This is a genomic window from Coprococcus phoceensis (assembly GCF_900104635.1).
GTDB lineage: Bacteria > Bacillota > Clostridia > Lachnospirales > Lachnospiraceae > Faecalimonas > Faecalimonas phoceensis.
The window spans coordinates 1,597,238-1,621,217 of the sequence record NZ_FNWC01000007.1; the positions used below are offsets into that span (position 1 = coordinate 1,597,238).

Consider the following 23,980-nt stretch of genomic DNA (forward strand, 5'->3'; position numbering starts at 1 on the left):
GCCCCCGCACCGCCTAAAATCTATATTTCGTTATCTACTTTCACGAGTTTTCCCATGACAAGGAAGCGTCCTGTGCCGCCCGGCGTACAGGTAGAAAGGGTCAGTACCTTATCACTGCAGGTCACAGTCACATCACTTTCCACCGCGGAACGTTCCTTCATAGCTGTAAGCCAGGTAGTATAAGCACCGTCATCCTTCCAGGAAAGCTGCCAGGGAGAGGTTTCACTGCCGGATTCTTCCGGCTTTGCTGCAAACGCCGCAAAGATCTCCATGACATAACCACCCTTCGGAGTAACGAGATACATCTGCCTGTGGGTATCAAAGTAACTTTGTTCATCGTACCGGTTCAGCAGAGCAAACATGGAACCATCCCGCATATTATGACCGTAAATGATCGTATTGCGGTCTGAAAAATCTGCCTGGTTTTCATAGTCGGCAAACAGGCAGCCAACCTTGTTATAGGTCCCGTCATAAAGATGGTTCAGGTAATACTCGTTGTTGTCGGTCTGCGTCACCGGATAATTGAGCACCGTATCAGGAAGGGAAAGCCATCCGATGATGTCCGGTCCATTTTCACGGAGCGCTTCAAAGTCTACCGAAGGCAGGATAATATCGGTATCGTCCCGTTTTGGTTCTGTCGGATCGGGTGCCGACTCCGGGGAAGCTGTCTGCTCCGGCACTTCCACATATCCGGCAAGATCTCGATAGGCATCTTTACTCTCAGCATACTGGTTCAAGTCACGGAACACCAAAAAACCGCTGCCAAGAGCCACCAGAACGCAGAGTGAAAGGACAGAAACCCCGACAGCCGTTCTTTTCAGGGAAGTCCTGCTGTATTTTCCCTTTTTGAAATAATACACAGCAAATACGCTGCCGCCGATCAGTGCGGCTGCCAGCAGTCCGCCATACAGGAAAATATACGGATCATCCCCGGTCTGCGGTACCGGCTTTTGAGGGGTGGAAGGATTGGAGGGAACAGAAGGCTTTTCCGGGTTCTTTGGGTTATCCGGCTTTTCCGGTTTTTCATTAAAGAACTGGACCGTAGATGTCTGATCTGCCTTGATCTCCACCGTAGCGGCATCAGGAATGATGTAATCCTTGCTTGCCCGGTTTGCAACTTCTGTTACGGTATAAATACCGACACGAAGGCCCTTAACTTCAATCACGCCGGATTTTGGAGTGGTGAATGTCTCGCAGTAGGAGCCGTCCGCACTCTTAACCTCGATGGCAAAACCATCTTTGCGCCCGTCGCTGGAATCCTTTGTGATCTTTAAGTTGCCGCGGTAAGCCTCATTGGTAAATCCGTGCCCGGCTTCTCCATTTTCCACAACTGCGACCTGTCCATCTTCTGTGATGGAAAAATAGTAAGCGTTTGAGTCAGGCTGATAGCCCTCCGGCGCTTTGCTTTCTTTGATAAAGTAGCCGCCAGCCAGAAGGTTTTCCGCCGTATGATAGCCTGCATCGGTTTCTTTCAGCGTACCGATCTTTTGATCGTCAGGATCATATTCCTGGTTGGCGTTGGAATCCGCATACAGGTCGAACACTGCACCGGGCAGGAAGCGCAGGAAAGAATTCTTGTCTTTCTTATCCTCCTTTTCCACAGGGGACGGTTCCTCCACAGCTTCGGTTTTAGTTACCTGCACACTGCCGCGGATCAGGGTGTTTTCCACACGGATCTCGATATGCTGTCCGTCTGCACCGATATATACATGGTGCTGCTGCGGGCTTACCGTATAAAGGTCAGGGGCAGAGATCTCCTTGACGATCCAGTGTCCGTAAGGAATGTTCTCAAAGGAAAAACTGCCGTCTTTTCCGGTAATAGCAGTAAGCAGCGCATTTTCTTCAGTAAATTCTTCGGTATCAGGTCTAAACAGACCCATGAGCGCACCGGCAAGCGTGACATCCTCGCCGCCTTCCGGGTTTTCCCCGACTTTTACACCGTCTACACGCCCACGGAGAAGTTCATTGGAAACAGCCTCGCCTTCATTGACAAGGATCTGTACCAGGGCGGTTTCCTGACCAGCATACTCAAAGACAACCGGATATTCCTGATTCGAAAGGATATAGGCGCCGTTGGTTGTGCGTTCCTTGACATAATAGCTGCCAAAAGGCAGGTCGGAAGCGAAGGAAGCGCTATAACCGCCGGATTCCTCAGACGAAACAGAGACCACTTCCAGAAGTCCACCTGCCGGGATTACGCTGCCATCTGCCGCCGTCAGGTCTGCGGAAGCATAAAGTCCAAAGGAAATATCCTTATATTCCTCGTTCATGCCAAGACCGAACAGGTCATCGGTCTCCATTGCCTTGAAAAGTGTGACATCCACTTTCTGGCGTTCGTCATAAAGACCGGCCGCTGTCTGTGTAACCTCTACGGTCTCACCCGCATAGGTCAGTTCCACATATTCCGGTTGAGGATTCAACACACAGCCGGAAGGCGCCTGACGTTCCTCCAGACGATAACGGCCAAGATAGAGAGACCCGCTTTTCGCTGTGCCGTCCTCGCCGGTCGTAAGTGTTTCCACAACCGTATCTTTTTCTGCCCGCAAGGTACCGTCACCGGTATAAATATCTTCATCTGCGATCACATCATAGACCGCTCCAGGAAGTCCGGCAACCTCATATACCGGTTGGTACAGTCCGTCGTTTTCCTGGACAGAAGCAAATACTTCTCCGGTCTTTGTGATGGTAAGCTGGCCTTTCTGCGGCATATTGTACTGAGTGACCGTCACAACCGCCTCGCTGCCGTCAATGGTAAACGGTACCGGCTGATCGGAAAGCACATAGCCATAAGGGGCAGCCACCTCATAAAGTTCATAATCCCCGGCGGCCAAAGGCTCCGGCAGCATCAGCCAGCCCTCGTCAGAAACATAGAAGGTATCCAGTGTTTCCGGGTTCGGATAGTAGACGGTCTGGGTGATAAATTCCCCGGTGGAAAGATCCTTGATCTGAAAACCGGTTCCGGTCACAGGGATAATCTTTCCGGTCTCTGCGTCACATTTTTCAACTTTCAGACGGGCTGTGATGGTGCGGTTGTTCAGGATATAGCTGTAAGTCTTTCCGTCAGAGGAAATGAATACCGTAAAGTCCGGGACAAAGGCTTTGCCTTCCTCGCCTGCGATCTGATGGACCGTATAATGTCCATAAGGAAGCGGTTTACTGGAAGCAAAACCATCCGCATCCGTGGTAAGAAGGTCACGTTCACTTTCCTTTGCCGCGTCATAGCTCCCGGCTGCCTTTAAGTAAACTTCAAAGACTGCGCCTGCTTCCGGGCGTTCGATGATACCAGCATTGGGATCGTCGGTATTTTCGCCCTCAGGCACATCCGGGTCCAGGTCATCGGTGTGCTTGACAAGCTGGATACTTCCGTAAATAACCGTTTCCGTCACCTGATTTTCTGTGGTATTGAGTTCCACTTCATACAGGGAAGGGGATGCACCCACTTCATAAATGGTTTCATTCAGAAGATACCCGGTGCTCGGTTCGATTTCCCGGATCGTCCAGCCATCCCCGCATACATAATAGCGGGTCATAAAGCTGCCATCCGGTCCGGTAGTATAAGTGTCGATCAGTTCGCCATCACGGAAGATCCCATAGGCCGCCCCTGCAAGCGTGGCATCCCCCTGAGCATTTCCGGTGTCAGCATCACTCTTTACCACATGGACGCGAAATTTCTTCAGAATATTGCTGAAATGTACCGAAGAAGTCTGCCCGCTTTCAATGGTCACGTACTGTGCGGAAGGGGTCACATAGCGGTTCACCGGAAGTTCTTTTACCAGATAGGTTCCCGGCAGGAGCTTCTTTTCAATCTGGCCGTTTTCTCCGGTCGTAACTTCCTCATTGACTTCATTTCCCAAAATGTCCGTACCGGAGATATGGAAGGTGATACCGGAAACAATGCCGTCCTCACTGGTCTTGACAAGTTTTGCGGTACCGTAAGTTTCCGTTTTGAATTTTACAAAGAAGGAAACCGGATCGCTGGCGCCGGTCATCATGGTCTGGTAGCCGGGTCTGCCCCAGATCAGCATGTCGTTTGCCACCGGGATATTCTTTCGGAATTCAAACAGCACCGGGTCCATCATCATCTGCCTGCTGGTAAAGGTGTATTCATTTCCGTTTCTTGTCACAGAAACGCCGCTGCCTTTCAAAGCCTCCAGATCGATCTTCAAGTTATTGGTATCTGTGACCGTCAGGGTATAGACCTTTTTTTCTACATCCCATTTCAGTTCCAGTTCCGGTGCTTCGCTTTTCTTAGAAGAAGTAAAGGAAGGTACTGTGGAATGGGAAGCGACCTGTGCAAGAATCCAGTCATAGGCTTTTTCTGCCGGTCGTCCGGCGATCACGCTGAAATACTGGTCGGCGTCTGCGTGGCCGTTTCCGTGGCGGCTGTACGGATCGCTTCTAAGTTGCTGCTGGTATTCCCAAAGGATGATCTGGGTTGCCATCTTATAGTCATCCTCGTTGATTCCGGAAACAGGGAGCGCCGCACCGGGTTTCCAGCCATAGATCGCAGTCAGGGTGATCCCCCTCCTTGCCTCGGCAGGAAGCAGGTTCAGGTATTGGCTGTTGGTCCCGCTTTCCGAAACATAGGTATTTTCCGAAGTATGGTAAGGAATCCCGCTCTCCACACAGTAAACCTGGTGGCTGATCCCGTCAGAATCCGTCAGCATATAGTGCCGGTAAGCATTGCCCCCGGAACTGGTGTGTACATCGATGGTTCCGTCTGCATGGTAGGCAAGATAGGTGTAAGGCGCCGGGGCACGGTAGTGGTTCCCATCAGAGCCCACATACTGGTCGCCCAGCCAGGAGCTTGCCGTCTGTCCGACAGACATGGCAAAAGCCTGAGCCGGAAGAAGCCCCAAAATGCTTGCCATACAAAGCAAAAACGCCAACAGCTTGCGAAAGCCGCGGCGTCTGGTTATGATATGTTCCATGAAAAAATCCTCACTTTCATAAAATCTAAAAGGACAGCCTTATTTGCTGTCCTTGTCGTCAAAATCATCCTCGGAAAGATATTCCGGTTCCCCGTATGCCTCATCCGGGTCAAAGCCTTCGCCATAACCGTCATCCTCAAATTCCGCATCGTCCTCGGCCTGCTGTTTCGGACGCACGATTTTTACATAGTAACCGATCCCGCCGACCGCAAGTAAGGCAGCAAGGATAAACAGGATCGTGCCGACGCTGCCGGTTTCTTTCTTCGGCTTTTCCGGTTCTGCCGGTTTTTCAGTTTCCGCCGGCTTTTCTTTTCCTTTGCAGCCATTTAAGTCATTTTTGCAGACCGGACAGCCGGTATTAACCTTTCCTGCCTCACATTTTTCTGTGCAGTTACAGCTTTCTTCCTGGGGGATCATGCTCATGCTGCCATTGTTCTTTTCTGCAAGTGCCATCAGGTCGGACTCTGTGACGCCGTTTAAGAAGTAGACATTGTTATCTTCCCGTTTCCCGTCGATCACCAGATAAAAGACATTGCCCGCGTCCGTAGTGATGGTGTAAAACTGTTTTTCCCCATCCGTACCGCTGATGTTGTCCTGTACCGTTCCGGTGCCTTCCGGGGTAAATGCACCTTCCGGGATCGCAGAAGTATTTTCCTGCTGTCCGGTACTGTTATCTGAACCGGAAGAATTTCCGCCGCCGGAAGGGGTTGCAGCGTTTGAGCCGGAAGGTTTTTCTTCCTTAGGCGGTTTTGTCTGTGTACCGGACGGACTCTGGGGTGCTGTCGTAGCAGGTTTCTTTTCAGGAGCCGGTTCTTTGTAATACGGATTATCCAGCTTTACCATATCAGAACGGTTGCCGGCATAATCTTTTGCGTATATGCTTACCTGTTTTTCTGTTCCGGCATAATCTTTCAGTGCGACCGACGCTTTCCCGTCGGTGAGGGAGTTGATACGGTTTTCATCAACAAAGACCGCCTCCACGCCGGATAGATCGTCACTGCTTTCTATTTTCAGGGCATCGCCCTCCATGGAAGCAGTCAGCGTTGGCGGTGTGGTGTCTTTGGAACCGCCGGCATGAGCCGTTACAGGTAATGCGCTGACACTTACAAGAAGCGTAAGCGCCAGCAGCAGGGAAAGTTTTTTAAGCCTCATGCACATCCTCCTTCTCCTGCGGTAAAACAGTTTCCGAAGGGGCTGCCTGCTGTGATTTCAAAAAATCCGCAAGCTGCTGGGGCGTCAGTTTGAAACTGCGCGCCACCGCTACATAATCGGTATTTTCCAGCTCTGTTTTCTGTTCCTCCAGCTTATGGAGCTTTGCCTGCATTTCCGCAATCTTTGTTTTGGTCTTTTCAATTTCCTTTTCCAGTTTTTCAATTTTAGGATTCAATTTATTACCTCCAATCTGTTAAGGCAGACGCCCAAATGTATAAAAATGCTGCTGCCAGTAGCTTGTATTGATGTTTGCATAAGAAATCGGGTCTCCACAGTGGATCATCATTCCATTTCCCACATAGATCCCTACATGGCTTGCGCCGCTGGTGTTGTAGGTCCTCTGGAAGAAGATCAGGTCGCCCGGTTTTGCATCCGCACTTGATACCGGCGTACATACACCTAAAAGACCATCCGCGGTCAGCCTTCCGAAATTCCAGCCAACGCCGCAGTTGTTGATCACCCAGGACACATAGCCGGAACAGTCAAAGGAAGTGGAAGGGCTTGCGCCTCCCCATACATACGGATAGCCAAGATATTTTTCCGCCTCGGCCATCATTGCGGCAAACTGTTCATCCGCAAGGGCTTCCGGTGGAATGTCATAATCGAAGTAGTTTCCTGTACCGCCTGAACCAACTTCCGGCAGGTGCCGTTCGCTGGTATCGCCGGTATCGGCAAAATACAGGGGATTCAAATACTGGCCGTCAACCAGGACTTCTAAGTGCAGGTGGGCCCCGGTAGAATTTCCGGTATTCCCGACCTTTGCAATCACATCCCCGGCTTTGACCTCCTGCCCGGCAGAAACAAGGATCTGGGAACAGTGCCCGTATTTGGTCGTCAGGGTATGTCCTTCGTATGCCTCGCCTTCAATAGCGACACACAAGCCATAACCGCCGGCATTTCCCGCAAGGGTGACCGTTCCGTCATGCCCGGCAAGGATCTCTGTGCCCTCCGGCATCCCGATGTCCACACCGGTGTGATAGTTCTTTTCCCCACTGATGGGATGTACCCGGTAGCCGTAATAGCTGGTCACATAAGGGAGCCAGTTGGTGCCAAAGACATTTTTGACATACTGGCGGTTTCCTTTTGTCTGCAGCAGGATCTCGCAGATCTCTTTCTGGTCTGCGTTCATCCGGGAAACGACCAGGTTTTCTAGAGGTGTGACTGTGAGCTTGACATTTAAGATGCGCCATTCATAAGGCACTTCCTCCTGGGTTTCTTCCCCGGTTTCCGGATCAACGGAAGTTTCGGTGCGGTAACGGATCTCGGTTTCTTCTGAAAAGGACAGGGTATATTGTTCCTGGAAAAGCTGCCGCAGCACGCTTTCCACTTCATCGTAAGTAAATCCCTGATAAGCAGAAGTCAGATACCCCATCAGCACATACGGGTCATGCTCGATTGCGCCCAGGTTATACCGGTATTCGTCATAGCCGGGGCGGTCTGATTCCACCCGGTCTATTTCCATTTGCAGATCCGTTTCCCATTCGGTATAGGTAAGCTCCGCCTGGTTGATGTCCTGATCATCTGCAAGATAGGTAGAAGCAGCCAGACTTCCCAAACCGCCGGTCCCGATATTGGAGAACGTGGAAAACAGGGATGTGATCAGGAAAATTACCAAAAGGAGAAGCAGGAGGACAAGGCAGATTACAGGGTGCCGTTTGACCGCATGGACAATACCGACGCTGACCCTCTCTGTTGCGACTGCGGCATTTTTTGCCTGTTTCCCGGCTTCACGGGCAGCCTTGGCATACTGCCTTTTCAGTTTTTGTTTCTGCCATATCCGGGCAATCGCATGTTTCTTCAGCTCCGGGTGGTCGCTAAGAGCCTGCCGGTAAGCAAGTCTTGCGTTTGCTTTTGCTGATTTTTGCTGTAATTTCGCTGCCTTTCGGTAGGGGGCAGTTTTATGCCGGTGATATGCCGTGCGAAGCCCTGCCTCGCCCACAAGTTCAGAGCGGTGGGCTGCCTTGATGCCCACATTTTCATCCTCTGCCTCATAAATCTTTTTATGAGCGTAACCAATGGCAGTATTGGCGCCCGCCTTGACCGGACGCAGGGGTACAGGTCCTTTTACATGGACCTTTTGGGATTTGACCTCCTTTTCAAATTTTAAGTGTTTTTTGGCTTTTCCGGTCTCCGGGTCGGAAACCGTCTCCATGCGCAGTTTCTTCCGGGCAGGTAGACGATTTTGCGCCTGCTCTGCTTTTTGTGCAGTCCGTTCCGCCTTCCGTCTTGCATGGGTGAGCTTTTTATCCTTTGTCTCCGGCGGTAGTTCATCCGCAGTAAATTCCAGCTTGGATGTTTTCGGCGGTTCGCTATCCATACCCTTTTCCTTCTGCGCTGCCTGTTCCTCCGCCTGTGCCGCTTCCTGAAAACGCTGCTGATATTTGTTCCCATGCTGGTGTGTTCGGTAACGGTGTTCCTGACCGGATCTGTCTGTGCCGTTCGGTGGGGCTGAGCCTTCGGAAGAAGGAGCATATTTTCCGGTATCATGGTCTGTCACATCCTCTGTTACAAAAGAACGCCTGGAAGCCTCCTGCCGGAAATTGCTTCGCACGTTGTCCTGTATCGGGGGCGCTGTCCTGGTAGCATCCGGTGTCTCAAAGTGTTCCGAAAAACCATCCAAAGCGGTTGCATACGCTTCGCCCTGTTCCAGCAAGGACGCCGGTGTTTCCGGTGACAGATGGGAAAATTCCGTCTGTACAGGGATGTCCTGCCTGTGTGTCTTGCCGTTGACAGAAGAAGGGGTGTCCCGTGCCCTGCGCAGGTCAAAATCCTGTTCGGTCTGCCTGGCTGCCGGTTGATCCTCCCCGTGGGAATCACGCACCGGCATCCGGGTATCTTTGCGCCTCCTTTGAAATTCCCTGTCGTGTGCCATTGTTCTCACCTCCGATCCATTTTAATTTTTGTCTCACGCTTTGGTCCCCGCTACTTCATCCGGTCTTGTGGTAAGCACGCTGTACAAGAGTGTGTCCTTCGGGAAGTGGTCCACAAAAGGGATGATCACATTTCCAAAGAACAAAAGCCCCTCGCCGGGACCGGAATGGGTCACATACGAAAGCTGGTGCGGGGAGATTCCCAACTGCTTTGCCAAAATCTGACGGTCTCCCTGGGCCTGGTTGAGCATATAGATAAAGTCCGAGTTCTCAAAAATATTTTCGATCTCACGGGAAGCCAGAAGGTCCTTGACATTCTGCGTTAAACCTGATGGAATTCCGCCCCATTTACGGAAGCGTTTCCAGATCTCCACGCTGAAACTTCCTGTCTGCCCTTTCAAAAGAAGATGGAATTCGTCGATATAGAACCAGGTTGTTTTATGTTTGGAGCGATTGGCCGTGACACGGTTCCACACCGCATCCTGCATGATCAAAAGCCCGATTTCCTTTAAGGCTTTTCCCAGTGACTTAAGCTGGAAACACAGTACCCGGTGTTTATCCATCTGGATATTGGAACGGTGGTTGAACACGTTAAGGGAACCATTGACATAGATTTCCAGCGCTGTTGCGATATTCTGTGCCTCCGGTTCAGACTGTTTCAAAAGCAGCTCGTAAAGATCACCTAAGATCGGCATATTTTCCGGGCACGGGTCCTGCAGGTATTCCCGGTACACCAGTCTGGTACAACGGTCGATGATCGTCCTTTCAATGGGGGAAAGTCCTTCTTTGCCGCCGATGATAAGGTCACACAGCGACAGGATAAAATCACTTTTCAAAGTGATCGGGTTTTCATCATCGGAATAGTCCAGATTGATGTCCATCGGGTTGATGTAGTTCGTGGAAGTAGGGGAAATATCAATGACCTGCCCCTGGGAACCGAACTGCTGTACCAGCGGCCCATACTCATTTTCCGGGTCGGCGATAATGATGTCGTCCTCCGTCAGAAGGAACACATTGACGATCTCACGCTTGGCAGAGAAAGATTTGCCGCTTCCTGGGGTACCGAGAAACAGCCCATTGGGGTTTTTCAGCGTTTTTCTGTTCGCCATGATCAAGTTATTGGAAAGGGCGTTCAGGCCGTAATACAATGCCTCGCCCTCCTGGAACAGTTCACAGGTGGTAAACGGTACAAAGATCGCTGTGCTGCTGGTCGTAAGCCCGTGCTCAATCTCAATCTGGTTCGTACCAAGAGCAAGCGAGGACATAAGCCCCTGTTCCTGCTGGTAATCCAGCCGTTTTAAGGCACAGTTGTATTTCTGTGCCACACCCGAAGCGGCAAAAATATCATTGAACAGCTTCTGACGTTTGGCAGCGATATTTTCCACCAGTACCGTCACAAGGAACATGCGCTCATTGCGGCTCTGTAAATCCTGCAAAAGATTTTTGGCTTCTTCTCCATAGGTGGCAAGGTCGGTGGGAATGATGTCCATGTCATACCCAGATCGGACCGCTTTCTTTTGTTCCTCAATGGTCATTTTCTGCAGGTCCGACATTTTACGCTTGATGTTTCGGATCGCCTGCGCCTGGTCGATAGACTGGATATGCAGGTTGACGGTCACGGCGTCGTTTAAGTCAAGAAGATCCGCTAAAAGCCGGTCGGTAAGCTCCGGCGCCAAAATCTGCAAAAAGGAGACAGCACCGGAATGATCGCCTACCCGGAATGTCTTTCCATCCTTTGAAAAAGACAGCCCGGATGGGGAAATGAAGTCTTTGGTAGAAAGACCGGTCTTAGGCAGATCCGACCACTGGAAATGAAACTTTTCCTGACCGTCCGGGTGAAGCTGGCTGTGAAGAAGCTCCAGACGTTCCAGTCCGTTTAAGGATCTTGCCTGGACTCCAAGGGTCTTGAAATTTGCCAGCACATCCGTTTCAATGCGTTCCAGACGCATTTTAGCAGTACGCAGGTCATCTGCCTCGATCCCAAAGGTAATGTATTTACGTTTGGTGAGACCGTTATTTCCTTTCTGCAACTGGTTCTTTAACATATCCCCGTATTCCCTGCGGATTCCGTCATACTCGTCGCCGCGGGGAGGGATGTCAATGCTTCTGGTAAAATCCTGCATATTGGCCCGCTGGTTGATAAAGGTAAGCTGCACATGGATCGAGGCGTCGAAGTAATTTAAGAAATCGCAGTAACCCTCGAAGATCTGTGCTTTATCATCTGCCTGTGCAAGCTGATAGTTAATATCAAAAAACTGCACCGTTTTGGTGTAAAGGGTATCAGTCAGCCGGCAGATCCCATCCCGGTACATTTCACGGTAGGGAATGCTCTGCTGGACCGTCTGCGGGGCATCTGCTTTCAGCCCGGCAAAAAAGCCGCCTTTTTTAGACGGCTTGGAACGGGCAGACTTAGTTTTGCCCTGCTTTGCATCGGCTCTGGTCTTTTTGGCCTGCCTGATGTTTTTTTGCAGACGCTTTTCCTGAGCTTCCTGCTGCTTGTTTTTTGGCAATCTTTGTAACCTCCTTCTTTGACATAGATTTATACAGGTTATCCGTCCTGTATGGACGGTCCTTCGGCCAGAGCTTATAACGGAGCCGGTTCTTCAAAATCTTTTCTGCCGGCTGCCCGTCACGCTCATACATGGCGAAGAAGAAAAAGGGCATCATCAGCCCGATCATCAAAAGTACAGCCGCCGAGTTCCCGATCGCCCCGCGGGTAAAGAAATACACCGGAAGGCCGACAAGCCCGGCAAGGCTGAAACAAATAAGCTGGCGCTTCGTCAGATTGAAGGCCAGCTTGGTCTTAACTTTGGTTAAATCCTTTGGTACAGGTACATAAGGCATCTATACACCTCCCATCGTAATATAGTTTCCGGTCCATTAGCGTGCACCAAAATCGCGTACCGCTTTCTCCGCAGCCGGACATTCCCGCACTTCCTGAGCCGCATTTTGCAGCCGTGCCAGGACAGAAACAGCCGGTCCTCTCTGACACAGGTATTCCTGGCTGTCTCGGATTCCGGCAATATTTTCACGAATATCCATATCCACGTCGAACACATCCGAAACTGGCAAAAGCCAACGGTCTGCAAAGTATTTCAAAGGATTCTCAAGCGCCAGCACATCATCCAGCATTTCATCCCCGAACTCAAACTTTGTTGTCAGATAGGAATACGCCTCCTGCATGGCTGTAATTTCAGCAGCTTTTTCAATTAAGGATTCCTTATCCTTTGACATAAGGCTTTCCCGGTAGGCAAAGTAATTCTGTCCCAGTCGTTTCATCAGGAGCGTATATTTGTCCTGTGCGGAAGGCTCGCTTGTGAAATGTTCAAATTTTTGCTCTGCATCAATTTCTTTGAGAAGATCGCAGATCGGGAAACTGTGTTCATGGTTATTTTCTTCCCAACACCATCGGGCTACATCCAACGGGTCCTGAAAAGAAAGAAGCGCCTCTACTTCCGCCGGAGTAAATACATGCTCAACCTTCAGATAATAGTGGAGTTCCGAAAGTCCCTGTAACTCGTAAATACTGCCGATGTTCTGTGCATCCAGCATATCCGCATGAACCTTCAAACACTCGTCCAGCCGTTCCATAAGCAGCCGCTTTGCATCTTGTTCTATCAAAATCACCCCTTTCGCTCCGGCATAGTCAGCGTACAGTTCACTTCATTGCCCCATACATCCCAGCCGGGTGTCTTTTGTCTTGCAAACAGTCCCACTCTGGGCTGATCGCCCATGAGTTTTACGATCTTATCCCGCACCTCGTCCGGTTTCTTGCTGTGCTGCTCAATATGGGAGATTACAAACTGATGGATTCCCGCACACTGGCGTTTCGGTCGGCCTCTGGTTGCCAGCAGGCAGACCTCCGCATTAGATCGGGTCCAAAAGCCCATGCCATAAAACCAGCTATCCGCTTTCCGGTTCTGTTTGAGCCATAGAAAAGCCAGCGTTTTATATTTGAATCCCCAGGCATCGATCACCCGGAAGGCTTCATTGAGCTGCGGGAAGGTCGCCCACAGAAAAAGGGTGCTGTCTTTTGCGGCAAGTTCCGATACCGGCAGGGCACAGATTTCTTCAATGCTCATTGTGGGGTAATGGTTCTCCGCAACGCCGCTTCCATGTTTCCTATCATAGCGCCAGGGCGGATCGGCATAGATAATGCCGTACTGTTTCGTTTCCGGCATTAGCGAGCCTGCTCATTCTTAGATGGGGCAGGTTTGGCCGGCTGTTCTTTGACCTTACCGGCATTTTCCTTCAATGCACCGGTCAGGGAAGGTTTTTCCGCAGCTCCCTTTGTTGCTTCAAGAGTTGCTTGCAAATTTTCAATAGCCTGCCCATATCCATCGATCAGAGCGTCATTAAGCTGTTTGCGGAACTCTGCCGTAACCGGCCAGCAGACATCTTTCCAGTTGCCTCCCTTATCCTGGGTTGCGGGCATATTGACATACAGCCCCTTTTCACTGGAACAGATACGGAAGCCGTCAATCTTAAAGCATCCGCCAATCGTAACATTGGCAAACGCCAGCAGGTTTCCCATTGGGGCGATCGGACGCACGCGGACATCCAGCTTCATGCCGTTTGTCATTTCCGGCGTCTGTGTCTCCGGCGCCATTTTTTCTGTATTGGTTTTACTCATATATAAAATCCTCCTTTTTAGAATTGGTTTTGTTCATGCTATCTTGCATTAAATATGGATTTGGATAACGAACCTGTCTTAAACAGGGCAAAGGCCAGCAGTACCGTATAACCCGCCGTTCCCCAGATCGCGCCGTGCACGTCGCCGGACGATGGGATAGACTGGACCAGCACTGCATAAATGGCAACACAGATCAGAATCAAAAAACCCTGAAAACCCAGGGCAAAAAGGGAACGCAGATACCCGGTTCCCATTTGTCCCCATTCCCGGTTTGCCATTGTGGAAAACGGGATCGGTGCAAGGCTCACGGTTAAATAAATCTCGATCATACGGCCATATACAATGACAAAGATCACGATGGACAGTACCCACATACACAGATTGATGATGTTGGTTTCCAGCCACAGTCCAATCAGTTCCCACATTCCCATTACTTCAAGCTGGGTTTCCAGATCAGACAACGCCGCCTGCACATCCAGGTTCCCGTTTATGACACCGGCACTTTGCGACACCACATTTTGGGCCACATCAAAGACCGCCATCACAATCGTAAAACAGTTGGTGAGCAGGTAAGTGGCAACAAAAGTCTTGAAAATCCACTTGAAGATGTTGAATGTATCGAATTCGTGCATGTTGTTCTTTTCGAGAATCATCTGGATCAGTTCATACACCAGAACAAAGGTCAGGATCATGCCCGCAATGGGAATGACGACAGTTTCCGAAAGATTTTGGATCATGGAAAATACGCCGCCATTCCAGCCCTGCGGGGTCTGTCCTACTTGATTTGCCACATCCGCAACCTGATTGTTGACGGAGTTGAAAATGCTGGTGTACTGTCCGGTGATCGCATCGATCAAGCCCTCTTTAATCCAGTCTGTTATCCGTTCAAACAGACTGCCCATAAATCAGCCCTTAACCGAACAGGCCGGAAAGCAGCGGAATCAGCGTTGCACCAACCAGAGCGATACCTCCGCCTGCCATAAGCTGCTTGATCCCCTGGGATTTTGCACCTGGGTTATCATTTCCGTAACCTTCGAGAAGGTTTACAACACCCCATGCGCCCAGACCTGCGCCCAGGGCGATCACAAGGATCTTCAAAGTATCAATCGCGCTTGCAAAAAATGCCATAATGTTCCTCCTTTAATTTCAGAAATTTTAATTTGTGATATGGCCGTATCAGGCCGGAAACAAAAAAAGTCGCCGCACTGTTTTTAGAAAAAAATCTGTTTCAAACAGCACGGCGGCATGGGGCAGGAAGAATCCTGCGGTTATTTACTTTTCAGGGAGAATCACGAATCCTCAAAAAATCCTCCTTTCATCGTGACAAAAACAAAGCCTGCCGGGGCATCATGCTTTGACAGGCAGGAACAACTCTATAAAGTCTGGGAAGCCAGATCTTCGGCTGTGACTTCATAATTGCGGTATCGTTCACCGGGACGCATCGGCATCCGGGTAGAAAGAAACTTTTCGATATTAAAAGCGTTCTTCTCATTAAAATCGGAAAGCAGTTTGTAATTTGGGTGTTTGGTTATATCGTATTTCCGGGAGAGGAACGGCCGCACACCCCTGATCTGCAGCAGACATTTGCCCCCGTCCATAACTGCCAGTTCATCCACCGACATCAGATCCTTTCCCAGCTTTTGAAAATTTTGTCCGTGGGATTCCTGATTGCCCTTTGTGACACTGGTGTTATACAGGTCGATGGTCTCTTTCCCCAATAGGGAGTTCCAGCTTTTTAAGGTGGTTTCTTCTTTGCCTCCTAAGAAAAGAGAGGCGTCATGAGGTAAGGTTCAGCTCATCCTTTGCAGGACTTGCGTCCCCTCCCTCCCAAACCGCACGTACACCTCTCGATGTATACGGCTTTCCGCTTATTGTATTTGCGGTATTAAGAATGAATCAGTTTATGACATTCGGGGCATACCACAAGAGTTTTCCTTCTCCTTTTGCGCATAAGGAGTACCCACTCCGCATTGCCCTTTAAGTCTTTTAGTTTCTTTACTTGATGGATTTCCAGATTTCTGCAATCCTTTCCACAGAGTTCACAGGTATGGCGTTCCACTCTCTGTTTCAGAGTGTTGGTTTTAGCGTATTTTGAGAATTGCGGAAGTTCGCTCACATTGTCAAACTTTGTAGCTGATTCTTTTCGCTTAAACCCGTCTCTGTAAAAGGTCGTGGTTTTCCTTCCTGCTCTGGTATCGTATGCGATTGTAAACAGACCTCCAACACAGTATCTGCGCTTGATTTCGTGAACATTTGTTTTATACTTACAAGCAAATGTCTTGTACATACTGTACTTCATAAGATTGGCAAATCTGCCTATCTTAAAGGAATCATTCGCTATGGCATAATAGTTGTACAGTCCACGAACTTCCGCATTATATCTCGCCAGAATCTCTATATCGCTTTGATTTACCAGTTTTCCTCTGTGTAGGGCTACAAATCTTTCTTTTCCGTTTTCGTTAATCTTGATTTTGATTGCATGATATTCCAGTAACTTTCCCACCCATTTTTCTCTGGGTACAAGTAATTTCACCACTCCTGCATTGCTTCTGATTTTGTATCCTCCTGCGGATTTCTTTAAATCCTGACTTCTGGATACCGTAATGTCATAGCCTAAAAATCTGGCTCTGTCTCCTGTATGCGTAACTTTGGTTTTGGTTTCGGACATTTCCAAATCCAGTTCTTCCCTGAGAAATCTGCCGACGTCAGCTTTCATCTGTTCTGCGTCCGCTTTGCTCCCAATTACTCCAATGATGAAATCATCAGCGTATCGGGTGTACTGAATCCGTTTATACGTCTCATCCAAAGGTTCGGTCGGAGTTAGCTGTCGTGTTTGCTTTTCAAGCATTTTCAAATGTTTATTGCGTTCCCAGCGTTCTTCTGGAGATAAATCCGCCCACTTCTTTTTGCCCATACATCTATAATAGGATGCCTTTTTGACAACTTTCTTGTAGTCGGAGTTCATTTGTTTCTTCTTTCCTCGGTTATATTTCTGTGCATATTCCTCCATAAATTTATCTAATTCGTGAAGGTACACATTTGCAAGCACTGGACTGACACCTGAACCCTGCGGTACTCCGCTGTATGTCCGATTGTACGTCCATTGCTCCATATAGCCTGCTTTTAGAAATTTCCAGATGAGTTGTAGAAACATTTCATCATCAATACGTTTTCTCAGCAATCTGATGATTGTGTGGTGATTAAAACTGTCGAAGCAGGCGTGTATATCGCCCTCAACAAACCAGTTCGTTCCCGTAAAGGTTTTCTGTATCTGGTATAATGCTGTCTGACAGCTTTTGTTTGGTCTGAACCCATGAGATGTTTTCTTAAACACAGGCTCATAAATGCTTTCTAAAATCATCTTCACTACTTCCTGCACCAGTTTGTCATTGCCCGACTGGATTCCCAACGGACGCTTTTTATTACTGTTTTTCTTAGCAATATATTCCCTGCGTGCAGGTTTTGGCAGGTAACTTTTATCTCGCATGGATTCAATAATCCTTTGGATTCTTTCGTCACTCATGCCATCAATAGTAGTTCCATCTGCACCGGCAGTCATACTGCCTGTGTTTGCATATATGTTTTTATATGCAAGCCAATAGAACTCTGGATTGTACAGATTCCGATATAATCTTTGAAACCTGTAAGATTCATTCTTTGACTTTTCCGTCAAACTACTTAATACTTGGATTGGATTTCTCAATGCCTCTCGCACCGTCCTTTCATATCGTATTAGTAAATAAGCTGCTCCCCTTCGCCATGTGAACGTCATTAACGTCTCAGACTACTATGGGAGCTGTGTGACCATGCCCGTTACCAGGTTTAGGTCATCCCCAGTTAGTATTTATGGAATTAGCGTTTCGTGTTGTCGGCACCGACTTTCGCCATTTACCCGCTGTCTTGCGGTTGTCCTTCCATGAGTATCGCTTGCTTTCATAACTGCGAAATGAAACCAACATGGAATAGCATACGTTTCAATCCTTTTCGTATGCGGAGTGCGGATTCCCCCACTCTGGCTATCGTTCAGGCAGTTTAGCTTTGTACCTCATACACGAATTTTTATTCTTGAATTTTCAGATACACAGGATTAGTACCTTATCATTCAGGCTTTTATCCATTGACAAAAGCGACAACATGCTACACTCCCCTTCGGGTTTCCCCTCTCGGATAAGTTGTAGAATAATAGGCTGTGATTTTTCATCACTTGATACTTTTACCTACTGCTTGCTAAAGGCAGTATTCCATAAATACCACGCCGCCGAATTTATAATGCGCTGGCGACTTCTGGGCGCACACAGTTACCGATGACGGTGTCCATGTTGTCTTTATACAGGGCTTTGAGCTGGCTTTGCGCCTGCAGCACCAGGCAGGCAGAGATCTCACGGCTTCGGATGGTCGCCATAAGACGCTCCAGGTTCGGGATCTGCCCGATATTTGCCGCCTCGTCGATCAGGCAGCGTACATGGATGGGAAGCCTTCCGCCATATATATCATCTGCCCGTTCGCACAAGCGGTTAAACAAAATGGAATAGATCAGACTGATCAAAAATGCAAAGGTCCCGTCCGTATCACTCATAATAAGGAAAAGAGCAGTCCGTTCATCCCCCAGCATATCCAGATCCAGTTCGTCATACATGGTAATTTCCCTGACTTCTTTAATGTCAAAAGGAGCCAGTCTGGAAGCACAGGAAATAAGGATCGACTTTGCTGTTTTTCCGGCAGCGAGCTTATATTTCTTATATTGACGCAGGGCAAAATGATCCGGGTCTTTTTGTTCCAGCGCGTCAAAGAGAAGGTCAACGGCATTTTTGAACGATTCATCATCCTCACGGACCTCCATTGCGTTCAGCATTTCTACCAGTGTGGCAAAATTCTGTTCGTTTGCCGGGGCTTCATAGTAGATATATCCGATCAGTGCCGTATAGAGCAGGGTTTCTGCTTTGACCCAGAAATCGTCTCCGGCTTTTCCTTCGCCTTTGGTATTGGAGATCAGAGTCGTGACGATTTTCAAAATATCTTTCTCGGAATGAATGTAGGCGAATGGGTTAAAGTGCATACTTTTCTGAAAATTGATCGTATTGAATACCCGTATTTTATAGGGCTCATAGATGATCTTTCCTTTTTCATTCCGCACAGGCTTTCCGTCCTTGTCCAGCTTTGGCGTGCCTCGCTGTAACATCTTTCCGCATTCCACAAGGACTGTACCTTTCGGATCGGTGACGACGTAGGAACTGTGCATTTGCATCAGATTGGGCTTGATGAAAAAGCGCGTTTTTCCCGAACCTGATCCTCCGACTACCAGTACATTTTTATTTCTTGCATTGGCCGGATTTTTGGGCCTTCCGTTTAACATCAGTCCTTCACTTTGGGTAAGAATGATATTGTTTTCCGGCTTTGGGTCCATAAACGGGGCAATATCGGCTTTATTTCCCCAACGAGCTGAACCGTATTCCACATTTTTGCGGTATTTCTTAGCGTCTTTCCCTCTAAGATAGACTGCCAGCCGCATAATGGCTGCACCGCATAAACCGATCAGCCAGTCCATTGCCGCCCCCGGCCACATACTCTGAAACGCAAGGGCAAAGCCTTCGGACAGTCCTAACAGCTTTTGGGAAGCGTCCGCTCCGGGAGCCAGACGCACCGCCTCGCCCAGCTTGGCAAATACCAGAAGGAACAGAACATAAGGCAGATGGAGAATGACCTGTTTTTTCATTGTTTCTGCATCGATCTTCATCGTTCCGGTCCTCCGTGTTCTTTGTTCTTTACACGGTCACGGCCAAGCGACTGCGCCAGTTCTTTGAACTTATGAAGCTGTGTAAGCAGCGACGGTCTGGTGCTGCGTGTAAGGTCTTTCTTTGTATATTCCTTAAATGCTGCCGTCAGTGCATCCGCCTGGTTTGCCTTGAAATATACCGTCCATTTTGGGGGATCGGTCCCAAGTTCCTTTTCTATATGGTAGCGTACCTGATGTTTCCTGGCATACCGTTCAAAAGAGCGGATTCGTCCTGAAACTTCAATGGTATTAGCTCCGGGGTCTTTATAAGTCAGCCGCTTCATACTGTTGCGTCCGACTCTTGGCATTGTACGTTCCTGTTCCATCTTTTGGAGTACCGCAGCAATAGCCGCACGCAGTACCCGCCCTGACAGTTTTGCTGCCTGTATAGAAACAGAAACCGTTCGTTGTTCGAGATCTTCCTGCAAGAGCATCCTCCTTTCTGATAAAATCGGTATTTATAATATGGAAATAACTTTTTACCGGCTTTCCCCAAGAACCTGCTGTCGGGAAGCGTGTTCAAAGGCTTTTGCTGCCTGATCGACCTGAATTTTAGCGTGTTTCAAAAGCGTCTTGATGATCGTAGCCGGGCGTTCCTGTTCCTCCAGATGATAGACCATCCCTTTGCACTCATCCGGGAGGTATTCCGCCATATCTTTCAACACATCGGAAAAGTTACCCATAAAGCCCCAGCAGCTATCCGACAACTCCCCGTTTTTATAAAGCTCAAACCCATAACATTCGCCACGCAGATAGAAATCATAAGCGGCGACTTCACTGCGCATCAGTGCGTCCGCTTTCTGCCGGATGGCGCCGGTCATCTTGTCAGCGTCAAATTCCTTTAGGGCATCTTCTTTGGAAACATAGATCCAGCCAACCTGTCCGCTGTCCCATTCTGCATGAGGAGCCCTGCCTGAGAAACTTTCTGTACTCATGGCAAGACCGGAGTGGTCGTAGAGATAAAGGGGGAGCATCAGATACTTTTCCGAAATTACGTTCTGCATTGCTTCATCGATCGCCCGTTCCTCTGTCTTTGGTCCATGCCGGAAACGGCTGCTTACAATGTTTACCATCCGTTCATAGCGTTTCATGCCGGCTTCATCATGTCCTACGGTATCTAAATACATTTCCCGCAGGAAGTCATCTTTGTCCATATGGTTGTGATGGTCGCCCAGCGCATAGCGGGGATGAAAGCATACCATCGTCCCAAAATGTTCATCTACCTCACGGGGAGAGATCAGAATATCGTCCGGCTGCACCATAAGGGCATAAGGTTCATTTACTGCCATTAACATAATTGGCTCCTTTCTTTCTACAAATCCGGGCCGGAATGGTGCATCATCGGTTTTTCCCGGCGCTCATTGGTTGCAGGCTGCTTGACTGCAATGATCTCGCCGGCAAGCCTTGCAAATTTTTCAGGGTACTTGAATTGCTCCCCATATTTCTCCATCAGATCCGGGGAAAGGTCTGTAAAATTTTCCTCGCCAAGACCAACGATCAGAAAATTCCCGGACACAATATCATAGATGTGGCCGTCATCATCAAAGAGAGCCCGGTTCAGAGGCAGCCCCATCAGCTTGCCTTCTTCATTACAGATCAGAGCCACCGGGTCCTCATACGGATAGACCGCCTGAATATCTCCGCCCACTGCCGCCTGCAAGGATTTCAGACCACTTTCGATCTCCGCAGCATAAGGGGACTTGCCCGGCTCTACCATTAACACTTTCATAATTGTATATCCTCCTTCTTTTTCATTGTCGTACCGGGAGCGGTTGGCGTTTTTTCCTGAGTTTTTGCCACAGAGAGCTTCCCCAGGACGGAAGGCTTCTCCCGGTTTTTGGGTGTAAAAATACCGCCCTCCGAAACCTCGGCGGCGGCATGTTCCGTTTTGGCCTGTTCCAGTCCTTCAACCGTATAGCCAGGTAAAAGAGTACCGTGAACCATAAAATGGTGCTCATATTCTTTCGGGATTGGCGGGGAAATTTCCGTGAATAAATGGGAATAGGCTTTCTTTCGCCCGTCCAGGTATTTTATGGCTGCGTTCTTATCTGTATATCGTTTCTGGTTTTGTCCGGCAATCTTTGCTCCATATCCCTGCTTCGGGGAATGAATACGGACTTCCCATGTCACATACCAGGCAATCGGAACACTCTGTTTGGTTTCTCTGTCATATTTCGTATCTTCCCAAATACTGCAGGTCATCTGATAGACCCGGTTGCTGATTTTCTGATCCGCCCTCCAGTTATCGGTGTCTTTCCACTGGTTGCCGGTATGTTCAATCTCCGGTGTACGAAGATATTCCAAAGCCCGGTTGATCGTCTGTGTTGCCGCTGCCTGCTGTTCCCACTGTTTTGCGGCAGCCACCACGATTTCATAGGCTTTCTGCTCCCCGTCGATACTTTCTTGGCGCATGGCTTCCAGGCTATCTGTTCCCATTGTGATCAGAGTAGAAATATCCACATTTTCACAAACTACGCTGTGTTCAATTTTAAGATCTGATCCCGGCGTTAAGTGGTCGCCATACCGGTAGGCATGGTAATCCCTGTTTTCTTCCAAAATGCTGTTCACCTCCTGCTATATTTCCGGCTCATGGTTTTTTCTGGAAATCGTCTGTGCCGGTGATTTTTTATCTGCCGGTCTGTTTGCCGCAAGCTGATCCATCACGGAAGGACGGCCGACGCCGAACATGGATAGTTGACCGTCCGCTGCCTCATGAAGTTCAGAAACAGAGAGGGGAAGCGTTACATCAGCATGGGTCAATAGCTGTTCCCGTTTCAAATCCTGAATGATCTCGTCAAAAACAGCGTTGATCGCACGGCGTTCTTCCCCCACAGGGAAGGCTTTCAATACCTCCATTTCTCCGCCTTTACCGGAAACCAGGGTAAGGGCACAGTCGGCATGGCCTGCCAGATAATCCGATGTGTAGGGCAGTTTGTCCTTGATATAACAGGCAAAGGCTCTGGCTGTCATTTCCACGTTGCTGTCCCAATAACCGCCGTCTTTTTCACATTCTTTTCCCATACGTACCGAATTACGGTAAAAATCAGTTTCCGTCCGTCCAATCTGCGGAGCTTCCTGTGCCTGCATCCCGGAAAGCATACGCTCAAAAATTTCCAGCCGTTCCCGTTCACTTTTGGGAATTACCCGGCCGGTAACATTCTTCTTAAATGCGCTGATCTGTTCCACAGAGCCGGGTTCGCCGGACAAAAATGCTTCCCGCAAGACTGCGTAGGCTTCCATCTGTTCCTCATTGCCATACCGTTTCAGGGAGGCAAGAACCGAGGAATCCAGCCAGCTTGCCGCATTTTTCCGGGTGCGTTCTGTTTGTGCTTCCGTGCGCTTTGCTGCCTGTTCCGGTGTTTCCGGTTTATACTTCATGGTGTCAATGAGTTTTTGGAACGGTGCATAGAGGCGGGGCTGTTCTGACAGCATCCCTTTTGCGCCCATCTTTGTACCAAGATAATCGTCAAGTCCATGCCACCATTCATGTGCCAGCGAACCGGCCCCGTGCATTTTCGTAAGATTGATGACTGTACGCAAAGGTTCATAATGAGCTGCAGCATTGCCGCTGCCTCTTGCACCAAAAGCGATAGCAAGTGTTCCCTGATAAGCAATATCTTTATCGCTGATCTTAAGGGCTGACGCCAGATCCTTTAGTGCTTCAAATCCCATGTTAAGGGAGGTCTGCCGGTCGTTCTGGTTCATCCAGTTTCCAAACTCACCGCCGCGGAACCCAAAGGTATCAAGATAATGCTGTCCGGTGATCTCCACGCCATTCCGATAATCCGGTCCGGTACGTTTGACATGGGCAAGCTGTGGAGGGACAAAACGGATCTTTCCGTTTTTGTTCCTGCCTTTGGCAAGTTCCTGCACCCATTTCAGGGCAGCTTCTTTGGTCCCAAAATTGGTCCGCAGGATCGAATAGCCTTTTGTCACATAGTAGGTACCGGGTTTCCAGTCCCCATTTTTAGAATAGGTCTGTTTCCCGTCGTTGAAGTGGATCGCATAACCTTTCGGTATTTTCTGCTCTTTGGAAACACAAAACTGTTCCTTTTTTGCTTCCTGAGTAAAGTTGCGCTCAAAATATTCAGCTGAGCGGATCAGCATGGTATTGGACAATTTGTTTGTGATCACGGGATTGTCCTGTCCCTTTTTCGTTGCCCGGTAATGGATTCCGCTTCCCCAGCCCTGTACCTTTTCTAAATATCCATTGTCAACGAAAAAGCGGTCATAGGCTCTCACAGCATCCTCCACAGTACGGACATCTGAAAGCACTGTCTGCAATTCCCGGACTGTTTTTATATATTCCTTTTGTCTCGCGGTCCGTTTTTCCGGGGTGTCATCCGTGCGGTAATACTGAGGGGAAGCGTTTAAGCCGTCTCTTGCTTTTTTAATAAAATAGACCACGCCAAGAGGAATCCCTTCCTCCAGCATGGCTGCATAGTCCGGCTTTTTCCAAACATTATCCTTTTTCACAAATTTTTCGGCTTCGCGCTCATTCATGGCTTCCAGATCATCTGCATACAGCCCGCGGTCTTTCCACAGGTCTTTTTTCGCACCG

General features: G+C 49.0%; 17 protein-coding genes and 2 pseudogenes. All 19 read right to left on the reverse strand.

Annotated elements, in window-relative coordinates:
• Window positions 1–20: 20 nt before the first annotated feature.
• A complete protein-coding gene (srtB, locus tag BQ5364_RS11555) occupies window positions 21–4,931 on the reverse strand; it encodes a class B sortase (protein ID WP_071144310.1) in 4,911 nt (1,636 codons plus the stop codon).
• Window positions 4,932–4,970: 39 nt separating this feature from the next.
• Window positions 4,971–6,083 (reverse strand): DUF4366 domain-containing protein, encoded by a 1,113-nt coding sequence (locus BQ5364_RS11560; protein ID WP_064785863.1) that lies wholly within the window; start codon window positions 6,081–6,083, stop codon window positions 4,971–4,973.
• Entirely contained in the window at window positions 6,073–6,318 is a 246-nt protein-coding gene (locus tag BQ5364_RS11565; protein WP_025577937.1) for a DUF4315 family protein, read from the reverse strand. Before BQ5364_RS11565 ends, BQ5364_RS11560 begins: the two co-directional genes overlap by 11 nt.
• An 18-nt stretch (window positions 6,319–6,336) precedes the next feature.
• On the reverse strand, window positions 6,337–9,015 hold the full coding sequence (locus BQ5364_RS11570; RefSeq protein ID WP_071144311.1) for a CD1108 family mobile element protein: 2,679 nt from the start codon (window positions 9,013–9,015) through the stop codon (window positions 6,337–6,339).
• Window positions 9,016–9,048: 33 nt separating this feature from the next.
• Window positions 9,049–11,484 carry a VirB4-like conjugal transfer ATPase, CD1110 family gene (locus BQ5364_RS11575; protein ID WP_408606912.1) on the reverse strand — a complete coding sequence of 812 codons (2,436 nt, stop codon included), beginning with the start codon at window positions 11,482–11,484 and terminating at the stop codon, window positions 9,049–9,051.
• A complete protein-coding gene (locus BQ5364_RS11580; protein ID WP_071144312.1) occupies window positions 11,423–11,857 on the reverse strand; it encodes a PrgI family protein in 435 nt (144 codons plus the stop codon). The genes BQ5364_RS11575 and BQ5364_RS11580 overlap by 62 nt, the downstream gene beginning before the upstream one ends.
• A gap of 36 nt (window positions 11,858–11,893) precedes the next feature.
• Window positions 11,894–12,634: a hypothetical protein gene (locus tag BQ5364_RS11585; RefSeq protein ID WP_216880893.1), complete on the reverse strand. Its 741-nt coding sequence runs from the start codon at window positions 12,632–12,634 to the stop codon at window positions 11,894–11,896.
• A 2-nt stretch (window positions 12,635–12,636) separates the two neighbouring features.
• Window positions 12,637–13,194 (reverse strand): MT-A70 family methyltransferase, encoded by a 558-nt coding sequence (locus BQ5364_RS11590; protein WP_071144313.1) that lies wholly within the window; start codon window positions 13,192–13,194, stop codon window positions 12,637–12,639.
• Window positions 13,194–13,646 (reverse strand): SpoVG family protein, encoded by a 453-nt coding sequence (locus tag BQ5364_RS11595; protein ID WP_015542955.1) that lies wholly within the window; start codon window positions 13,644–13,646, stop codon window positions 13,194–13,196. Before BQ5364_RS11595 ends, BQ5364_RS11590 begins: the two co-directional genes overlap by 1 nt.
• A gap of 38 nt (window positions 13,647–13,684) precedes the next feature.
• Window positions 13,685–14,548 (reverse strand): VirB6/TrbL-like conjugal transfer protein, CD1112 family, encoded by an 864-nt coding sequence (locus BQ5364_RS11600; protein ID WP_071144314.1) that lies wholly within the window; start codon window positions 14,546–14,548, stop codon window positions 13,685–13,687.
• 10 nt (window positions 14,549–14,558) lie between these two features.
• Window positions 14,559–14,774 (reverse strand): Maff2 family mobile element protein, encoded by a 216-nt coding sequence (locus BQ5364_RS11605; protein ID WP_005361081.1) that lies wholly within the window; start codon window positions 14,772–14,774, stop codon window positions 14,559–14,561.
• A 245-nt stretch (window positions 14,775–15,019) separates the two neighbouring features.
• Window positions 15,020–15,424 (reverse strand): annotated as a pseudogene (locus BQ5364_RS11610) (TraM recognition domain-containing protein); the annotation flags it as partial.
• A gap of 107 nt (window positions 15,425–15,531) precedes the next feature.
• The gene (locus BQ5364_RS11615) at window positions 15,532–17,349 is read right to left on the reverse strand and encodes a reverse transcriptase/maturase family protein (protein ID WP_032512178.1); all 1,818 of its coding nucleotides are present in this window, start codon (window positions 17,347–17,349) and stop codon (window positions 15,532–15,534) included.
• A gap of 594 nt (window positions 17,350–17,943) precedes the next feature.
• A pseudogene (locus BQ5364_RS11620) lies at window positions 17,944–19,380 on the reverse strand (VirD4-like conjugal transfer protein, CD1115 family); the annotation flags it as partial.
• Entirely contained in the window at window positions 19,377–19,847 is a 471-nt protein-coding gene (locus tag BQ5364_RS11625) for a PcfB family protein (protein ID WP_071144316.1), read from the reverse strand. The gene BQ5364_RS11625 and the pseudogene BQ5364_RS11620, both read right to left, overlap by 4 nt.
• A gap of 51 nt (window positions 19,848–19,898) precedes the next feature.
• Complete coding sequence (locus BQ5364_RS11630; protein ID WP_071144317.1) at window positions 19,899–20,714, reverse strand: hypothetical protein; 816 nt, start codon at window positions 20,712–20,714, stop codon at window positions 19,899–19,901.
• A 17-nt stretch (window positions 20,715–20,731) separates the two neighbouring features.
• Window positions 20,732–21,148, reverse strand: a complete 417-nt coding sequence (locus tag BQ5364_RS11635; RefSeq protein WP_015542959.1) for a DUF3846 domain-containing protein — start codon at window positions 21,146–21,148, stop codon at window positions 20,732–20,734.
• Window positions 21,145–21,975 carry a hypothetical protein gene (locus BQ5364_RS11640; protein WP_071144318.1) on the reverse strand — a complete coding sequence of 277 codons (831 nt, stop codon included), beginning with the start codon at window positions 21,973–21,975 and terminating at the stop codon, window positions 21,145–21,147. Before BQ5364_RS11640 ends, BQ5364_RS11635 begins: the two co-directional genes overlap by 4 nt.
• 18 nt (window positions 21,976–21,993) lie before the next feature.
• Window positions 21,994–23,922, reverse strand: coding sequence for an LPD1 domain-containing protein (locus tag BQ5364_RS11645; RefSeq protein WP_235837204.1), 1,929 nt, complete (start codon window positions 23,920–23,922; stop codon window positions 21,994–21,996).
• Window positions 23,923–23,980 lie beyond the last annotated feature (58 nt).

Excerpts from the sequence above, each read along its gene's own strand:
- BQ5364_RS11630 (WP_071144317.1), bottom strand. The coding sequence starts at position 20,714 with ATGTTAATGGCAGTAAATGAACCTTATGCCCTTATGGTGCAGCCGGAC.
- srtB (WP_071144310.1), bottom strand. The coding sequence starts at position 4,931 with ATGGAACATATCATAACCAGACGCCGCGGCTTTCGCAAGCTGTTGGCG.
- BQ5364_RS11645 (WP_235837204.1), bottom strand. The coding sequence starts at position 23,922 with ATGAATGAGCGCGAAGCCGAAAAATTTGTGAAAAAGGATAATGTTTGG.
- BQ5364_RS11635 (WP_015542959.1), bottom strand. The coding sequence starts at position 21,148 with ATGAAAGTGTTAATGGTAGAGCCGGGCAAGTCCCCTTATGCTGCGGAG.
- BQ5364_RS11605 (WP_005361081.1), bottom strand. The coding sequence starts at position 14,774 with ATGGCATTTTTTGCAAGCGCGATTGATACTTTGAAGATCCTTGTGATC.
- BQ5364_RS11595 (WP_015542955.1), bottom strand. The coding sequence starts at position 13,646 with ATGAGTAAAACCAATACAGAAAAAATGGCGCCGGAGACACAGACGCCG.
- BQ5364_RS11600 (WP_071144314.1), bottom strand. The coding sequence starts at position 14,548 with ATGGGCAGTCTGTTTGAACGGATAACAGACTGGATTAAAGAGGGCTTG.
- BQ5364_RS11590 (WP_071144313.1), bottom strand. The coding sequence starts at position 13,194 with ATGCCGGAAACGAAACAGTACGGCATTATCTATGCCGATCCGCCCTGG.
- BQ5364_RS11560 (WP_064785863.1), bottom strand. The coding sequence starts at position 6,083 with ATGAGGCTTAAAAAACTTTCCCTGCTGCTGGCGCTTACGCTTCTTGTA.
- BQ5364_RS11580 (WP_071144312.1), bottom strand. The coding sequence starts at position 11,857 with ATGCCTTATGTACCTGTACCAAAGGATTTAACCAAAGTTAAGACCAAG.
- BQ5364_RS11570 (WP_071144311.1), bottom strand. The coding sequence starts at position 9,015 with ATGGCACACGACAGGGAATTTCAAAGGAGGCGCAAAGATACCCGGATG.